This window comes from Glutamicibacter sp. FBE19 (assembly GCF_015524875.1).
Lineage (GTDB): Bacteria > Actinomycetota > Actinomycetes > Actinomycetales > Micrococcaceae > Glutamicibacter > Glutamicibacter halophytocola.
Genome location: NZ_JACKQN010000010.1, coordinates 44,575 through 50,931, shown reverse-complemented (window position 1 = coordinate 50,931; position 6,357 = coordinate 44,575). Strand labels below are relative to the sequence as shown.

7 protein-coding genes and 1 tRNA gene (1 of these 8 only partly in view) are annotated in these 6,357 nt (G+C 55.5%); 5 read left to right on the top strand and 3 right to left on the bottom strand.

Features of this window, described 5'->3' with window-relative positions:
• Nucleotides 1-18: transfer RNA gene (locus tag H6F58_RS14655), tRNA-Ala, on the top strand; it begins 155 nt to the left of the window's first position.
• 63 nt (nt 19-81) lie between these two features.
• Here H6F58_RS14655 and H6F58_RS18430 read toward each other — a convergent pair.
• On the bottom strand, nt 82-1,224 hold the full coding sequence (locus H6F58_RS18430; RefSeq protein ID WP_060700140.1) for a glycosyltransferase family 1 protein: 1,143 nt from the start codon (nt 1,222-1,224) through the stop codon (nt 82-84).
• 114 nt (nt 1,225-1,338) lie between these two features.
• Here H6F58_RS18430 and H6F58_RS14645 point away from each other — a divergent pair, with 114 nt between their 5' ends.
• Together H6F58_RS14645 and H6F58_RS14640 are read left to right on the top strand one after the other, a co-directional pair.
• Nucleotides 1,339-2,304, top strand: coding sequence for a bile acid:sodium symporter family protein (locus H6F58_RS14645; protein ID WP_206693735.1), 966 nt, complete (start codon nt 1,339-1,341; stop codon nt 2,302-2,304).
• 136 nt (nt 2,305-2,440) lie between these two features.
• Nucleotides 2,441-3,310 (top strand): DMT family transporter, encoded by an 870-nt coding sequence (locus tag H6F58_RS14640; protein WP_060700142.1) that lies wholly within the window; start codon nt 2,441-2,443, stop codon nt 3,308-3,310.
• A 7-nt stretch (nt 3,311-3,317) separates the two neighbouring features.
• Here H6F58_RS14640 and H6F58_RS14635 read toward each other — a convergent pair whose 3' ends face one another.
• Nucleotides 3,318-3,524, bottom strand: a complete 207-nt coding sequence (locus H6F58_RS14635; protein ID WP_060700143.1) for a hypothetical protein — start codon at nt 3,522-3,524, stop codon at nt 3,318-3,320.
• 171 nt (nt 3,525-3,695) lie between these two features.
• On the opposite strand from H6F58_RS14635, the gene H6F58_RS14630 reads away from it, so the two are divergent.
• Together H6F58_RS14630 and H6F58_RS14625 are read left to right on the top strand one after the other, a co-directional pair.
• Nucleotides 3,696-4,241, top strand: coding sequence for a peptidylprolyl isomerase (locus H6F58_RS14630; protein ID WP_146277192.1), 546 nt, complete (start codon nt 3,696-3,698; stop codon nt 4,239-4,241).
• Nucleotides 4,242-4,471: 230 nt separating this feature from the next.
• A complete protein-coding gene (locus tag H6F58_RS14625; RefSeq protein ID WP_257745715.1) occupies nt 4,472-5,194 on the top strand; it encodes a rhomboid family intramembrane serine protease in 723 nt (240 codons plus the stop codon).
• A gap of 485 nt (nt 5,195-5,679) precedes the next feature.
• Here the strand turns inward: H6F58_RS14625 and H6F58_RS14620 are convergent, their stop codons facing one another.
• Entirely contained in the window at nt 5,680-6,297 is a 618-nt protein-coding gene (locus tag H6F58_RS14620) for a LysE/ArgO family amino acid transporter (protein WP_146277196.1), read from the bottom strand.
• Nucleotides 6,298-6,357: the final 60 nt, after the last annotated feature.

The following is a 6,357-nucleotide window of genomic DNA, read 5'->3' as shown; positions in this document are numbered from 1 at the left end:
CGATTCTCCTAGGCTCCACAGAAAAGGGACGGAAAGCTTCTGCTTTCCGTCCCTTCTCCATTTCCGGTTCATCTGCGCCAATTAGCGGCTGATTCGAGCCATCCGCACGTGCTGGTAGTGATCCAGCAGCTGCTCGCCAATGCTGAACCATGAACGGTCCTGCACGCTGCTCAAGGCGGCACTGGCAAAAGCAAGGCGTTTGGCATCGTCGTAGACCAAGTCGCTGACCCGGCTGCGCAGCTCATTGAGATTTCCCGGCTGGTACAGCCAGCCGGTGCGCGAGGAATCAACCAGGTCCAGCGGCCCGCCACGGCCCACAGCGACCACGGGAACTCCGCAGGCCATGGCCTCCTGGATCGTCTGGCAGAAGGTCTCCGAGGCGCCTGGATGGACAAAAACATCCATGGAGGCCATGACTTCAGCCAGGCGTTCGCCGGAGAGGAATCCAGTGAAGTGCGCGGTGGGCAGCAAAGCCCGCAGCTCACCCTCCAGCGGCCCAGAACCTACGATGACGAGCCTGGTGTTCTTCAGGTCCGCCAAGGCCTTCAGATCGGCGACCTGCTTCTCTGCAGCGAGGCGCCCTGCATAGCCGATGACTACCTCGCCATTGGGGGCCACTGCCTGCCTGAATTGCTCATTTCGACGTCGCGGGGTGAATTGGGCCGTATCCACTCCCCTGCCTGAGATCCTCAAGCGATCAATGCCCAGATCCTGCAGCTGGCGGTACGAAAAAGTGCTGGGAACCAGCGACAGGTCCGCAGCGCTATGGATGGCGCGGACATGGTCCCAGAGGCGCTGGGTCAGCCAGGGCATCTTGTAGCGCTCGGCATAGCTGGGAACTTCGGTTTGGTAGAGCGCCACGGTGGGCAAATTCAGTTCCTGGGCTGCACGCAATCCCTGCCACCCCAGAATAAAAGGGCTGGCCAGATGGACCACGTCCACGCGTTCACGCGCCAGGATCTTTCGCAAGCGGTTAACACTGGTGGTTGCCACCCGGACTTCCGGGTAGCTGGCCAGGGGCATGGAGGGCACCGTATGGATGGCGAAGCCCTTGTACTGCCGAGGCACACCGTGACCTGCCAGCTCGCTGGCCAAGGAACCTGCAGGCGTGATGACCACTGCCTCGTGCCCGGTGAGCGCCAAGTGGTCCAGCGTCTTGAGAATAGAATTGGTAACCCCATTGAAGTGGGGAAGGAACGATTCAGCAACGATTGCAACCTTCACAGTTTCAGCATGGGGACCGACAATGACAAGAAAGTTAATATGACTGGGTCAGTGCATTAACATCTGTCTTCCTATTTTTGGTAAACCGCAATTAGTGGCAAGATACCGTAGGTGTTGAATGATAATTCGGGCGTGGTCCGCGACGCAGCTGACACCGCAAAGATTGACAAAGACTCGCGCATTGCGGTGCTGCTCTTTCCAGCGCTGATCCTGCTCGGCGGGCTGTGCGGCATGCTGCTGCCCCAGACATTTGTCGGCTTTGCCGGATGGATCAGTCCCCTGTTGATGGTGATCATGTTCTGCATGGGCTTGACGCTGACCCTGCCAGACTTTGCGCTAGTGGTTAAGAACCCGTTGCCGGTACTCGGCGGCGTGGTGGCCCAGTTTGTCGTGATGCCGTCCATGGGATGGCTCGTCGCCAAGGTGCTGCATCTGGATCCCGCGCTCGCTGCCGGCCTGATTCTGGTGGGTTGCGCACCGGGCGGAACCGCGTCAAATGTAGTCTCCTATCTGGCTCGAGGCAATGTTGCCCTGTCGGTGGCGATGACCTCGGTTTCCACCTTGATTGCACCGGCGCTCACTCCCCTGTTGGCGTTGTGGCTGGCGGGCCAGTACATGCCCGTTGATGCCGGTTCCATGGCCGTCAGTGTTGTTCAGATTGTTCTGATTCCCGTGGTCCTGGGCTTGGTGCTACGCATGCTGTTAAACCGGCTTGTGCTCAAGGTGACCGGGATCCTGCCGTGGATCTCAGTCATCGCCATTACCTTCGTAGTGACGATTATTGTTGCCGGCAGCGCGCAGGCCATTCTGACTGCCGGATTGCTGGTTTTGCTTGCAGTCATTCTGCACAACGGGTTGGGCCTGATGCTCGGATATGGAATTGGTGTGCTGATGCGCGTGCCAGAGGACGCACGGCGCACGATGGCTATTGAAGTTGGCATGCAGAATTCCGGATTGGCCGGCGGTTTGGCCAAGCAATATTTCACGCCGGAGGCGGCATTGCCAGCTGCAGTATTCTCCGTGTGGCATAACTTGTCCGGAGCGATGATCGCTGCTTATTGGCGCCGGAAGAAGATCTAAAAAGCCCGAAATTCAGGGGAAGAATCAGATATATTTCAATTTTGGAATATCTTGATTCGTGCAAGAATCGCGTCCTTGAAACTTCCTCCAGGGGCCGGTGGACTGTCTTGGTGCAAAGCACCGGTAATCTAAATTAGTGACGTTACTACTTGCCCTGGTCGGGATCATTGGAATCTCGGCTTCCGGGCCAATTATTGCCGCGTTCCCTGGTGTTCCGGTGCTGTCCATGGCTTTCTGGCGCAATGGCGCGGCAGCGGCAGTGCTCAGTGTTCCGGCGCTTCGAAAAAACTCGCGCGTTTATCTGGCTATGACCAAACGCGAATGGGTATTCACGGGCATTGCAGGTCTTGCCTTGGCGTTGCACTTTGTGTGTTTCATGTACTCGATGAGACTTACCAGCGTCGCTGCCGGCACCGCATTGGTATGTATCCAAGGTGTTTGGATTGCAGTGTTCCAGGTGATGCGCGGCGTCCAGTACCGCACCAAGGTTTTCATTGGCATGGCCGTCTCGCTTGGCGGCGCCATTCTTATTACCGGATTCGATATGGGCCTGAGCTCAGAGGCGCTGCTCGGCGACGTGCTGGCCCTGGCCGGCGGTGTGCTGGCGGCGGTTTACACCCTGGCCGGATCAGTAGCTCGGCGGACGATGGCGACAGCAACCTATGCCTCGAGCTGCTACGCGATTACCGCTCTTGCTCTGCTGCTTCTTTGTTTTGCCACGGGCATGCCGATCTGGGGATTCGATGCCCACGGTTGGCTGGGCATCATCTTGCTGACCTTATGCGCACAGATCTTTGGGCATACGGCAATGAATCATCTGCTTAACGTGCTTGGACCGCTGACGGTTTCAACACTGATCCTCTTGGAGATCCCAGGGGCCGCCTTGTTGGCGGCGCTGTTCCTTGGACAGGTGGTTTCCATGGCTACCTATGCCGGTCTTCTGGTGATACTCGTTGGGCTTGCCCTAGTGATACGAGGACAAGCCCAACCGAAAACTCGTGAGTAACTAGATTTTATTTGTCATCTTCAATGATCTCGCGGATTTCTTCTACGCTTGCTTCGCGAGACTCGACAGGCTGCTGAGGCTGCGCCGGCGCAGGTTCGTTTTCCCATGGATCCTCAATGGGTTTTGAGGCCTTCCAAACAGCCACCAGCAGCGCGACGATTCCGGCAATCAAGCCTACGGCTAGTACTTTTCCTACTTTGCTCTTCTTGCTCATGCATTGCTCCAGACTGAAACAGGATCTCGCTATCCGACAGCTCAAGCCTATGCAGTTACAGCGCCACAGGCCAGTGTTAGCCAGGCAGCCATCAGAGATTGTTCTAAATTTTCACTCAACGCGTACGTCAGCATTTAGCGGCTCACGCCTTGATCATGGAAGAATGTAGGCATGACCGCAAACGCAACTCATAAAGCCACGATTCACACTACTTTGGGCGATATCGTTGTCGATCTCTTCGGCAACCATGCGCCTAAGACCGTAAAGAACTTCGTCGGCCTGTCGACCGGTGAGCAGGAGTGGGTACACCCAGAGTCCGGTGACCAAAAGACCAACACCCCGCTGTACAGCGGAACCATCTTCCACCGCATCATCTCTGACTTCATGATTCAGGGTGGCGACCCACTGGGCCAGGGCTTCGGCGGTCCGGGCTACCAGTTCGATGATGAGATCCACCCAGAACTGAACTTCAACGAGCCATACAAGCTGGCCATGGCCAACGCGGGCATCCGCATGGGCCGCGGAACCAATGGTTCGCAGTTCTTCATCACCACCGTTCCAACCACCTGGCTGCAGGGCAAGCACACCATCTTCGGTGAAGTTGTCGATGCAGACTCCCGCAAGGTAGTTGACGCACTGAACGCTGTAGCAACCGATGGCCGTGACAAGCCACTGGAAGACGTCGTCATCAACTCGGTCGATATCGAGACCCTGTAATTCACCGACGCAATACCGCGAGGCCCCGACGATCCACCCAATGGTGTTGTCGGGGCCTTGAGCTTTAAGCACGATCCCACTACACAAGGCAGGTAACGATGTCCTACGGGCAGGTTAATCCCCAGGGCCAAGCAACACCGACGTGTTATCGACACCCCCACACGGTGTCCTATGTGTCTTGCAACCGATGTGAGCGTCCAATCTGTCCTGAATGCCAGGTTTCCGCTCCAGTGGGAGTGCAGTGCGTTGAATGCGTTGCCCAAGCCAATAGAAGCCTCCCCCAGCAGAAAACCGAATTTGGCGGCCGGCTTCGCGCTGGCGCCCCGGTCATCACCTACGCGGTGATTGGGCTGAACGTCTTCGTCTATATTCTGCAGTGGGTCATTCCGGGATTCACCAATTCACTGGTCCTGGCACCAGCCATAGCTGCCTATGAGCCGTGGAGATTGATCACGAGCGCCTTCGCGCACTCCATGGGATCATTCCTGCATCTTGGCATGAACATGTACGGCATCTATATCTTCGGTACCTTGCTCGAGCCCAAGCTGGGCAGGCTGCGATTTACATGGCTGTACTTGGTTAGTGCTCTCGGTGGATCTCTTGGCATCTTGTTGCTCAGTGCGCCGTTGAGCGCCACCTTGGGTGCTTCTGGGGCTTTGGCCGGATTGTTCCTCGCTACCTTTGTCGTCTACCGCTCGAATAAGCAGGCGCTGCGGCAAATGGGCATCATTCTGGTGCTGAACATTGTCCTGGGCTTTGTTGTTTCCGGAATCTCCTGGCAGGGACACTTGGGCGGAGCGATCACGGGTATTCTTGCCGCGTGCTGCATCGTATTGATACCGAGAAGTAATCCACAACGAGCCAGAACACAGCTGCTGCTTCTGTCCGGTCTTTCAATACTGCTTTTAGCTGCCGTGTATGTCGCTGCACAGGCAGTAAAGTTCACAGGTTAATCGTTCGAAAACGGCTCTTGTCGTTATCCACACAGATTATCCACACTGTTAATAACTTACATCTGTGTAACTTGCTGGCTCATGGAGGTATTAACAGGCCTGACAGCCCGGGAAATCAAGGGTATTCCAGCAATGTTGCCCAATACTCACAACCTTGTCCCCAGTTGTGGATAACTTTTAAACAACCCCTGTAGATAGCGCATATACGAACCGGTAGCTTGTTAATAACTACGGATTCGAAAGTTTAACCGATAGCGACGGGAGTGTTGACGGCAGGCGGATAATGACCCTTATCCACAGCTGGAATCCACAATGTTAATAACTTACACGCTTGTCATTTGATAGCTCCAAACAACAATTGACCTGATGTTTCACGAAAATATCCTCAACCTGCCAATTGATATCCCCACCTGTGGATAAGTTTGTGAACAACTGTTTGTAAAACTTGTGCACAACCCGTGTGGATAACACCCCGCACTTGTGGATTATGTGGTGAAAACTGGCCAAATTAACAGGGCTGCAAAGACCATCATCAATATGCCGATGATGAAATCAAGAACCTGCCATGCCTTGGGCCTGGCGAAAACCGGGGCGAGGAACCGAGCCGCGTAGCCCAGCGCAAAAAACCAGAGGAAGCTTGCAGCGATAGCTCCAAAAGCAAACCAGCCAGAGCCGGCGCCTTGTGCAACGGCAACGGAACCGAGCAGCAGGACCGTATCGATATACACGTGTGGGTTGAGCCAGGTGAGTGCCAGCGTGGTTCCGATGGCCGACAGCACGGTTGTTGCCTGTGCGCGGCCGGAGATTTTGAGGGAATCGGGCTTAACCGCTCTGCGGAAGGCGAACAGGGCGTAGCTCGCAAGAAATATGAAACCGCCAAATCTAGCGACGACCAGCAGCCAGGGAACGCGTTCAACCAGGACGCCCATGCCGTTAACACCAGCGAATATCAGGGCAGCGTCCGACAGGGAGCAAATAAGGGCAGTGATGAAGACATGTTCTTTCCGGATGCCCTGGCGAAGCACGAAGGCATTTTGCGCACCGATTGCCACAATCAGCGATAAGCCGGTGGTGAGTCCGAAGAAAAAAGAAGTTGCGGTCATGGGAAAACCGTATGGGAATCAATGACCTTAGTCGAACTTAACTTTATGAATCTAGATTAG

Excerpts from the sequence above, each read along its gene's own strand:
- H6F58_RS14620 (WP_146277196.1), bottom strand. The coding sequence starts at position 6,297 with ATGACCGCAACTTCTTTTTTCTTCGGACTCACCACCGGCTTATCGCTG.
- H6F58_RS14630 (WP_146277192.1), top strand. The coding sequence starts at position 3,696 with ATGACCGCAAACGCAACTCATAAAGCCACGATTCACACTACTTTGGGC.
- H6F58_RS14635 (WP_060700143.1), bottom strand. The coding sequence starts at position 3,524 with ATGAGCAAGAAGAGCAAAGTAGGAAAAGTACTAGCCGTAGGCTTGATT.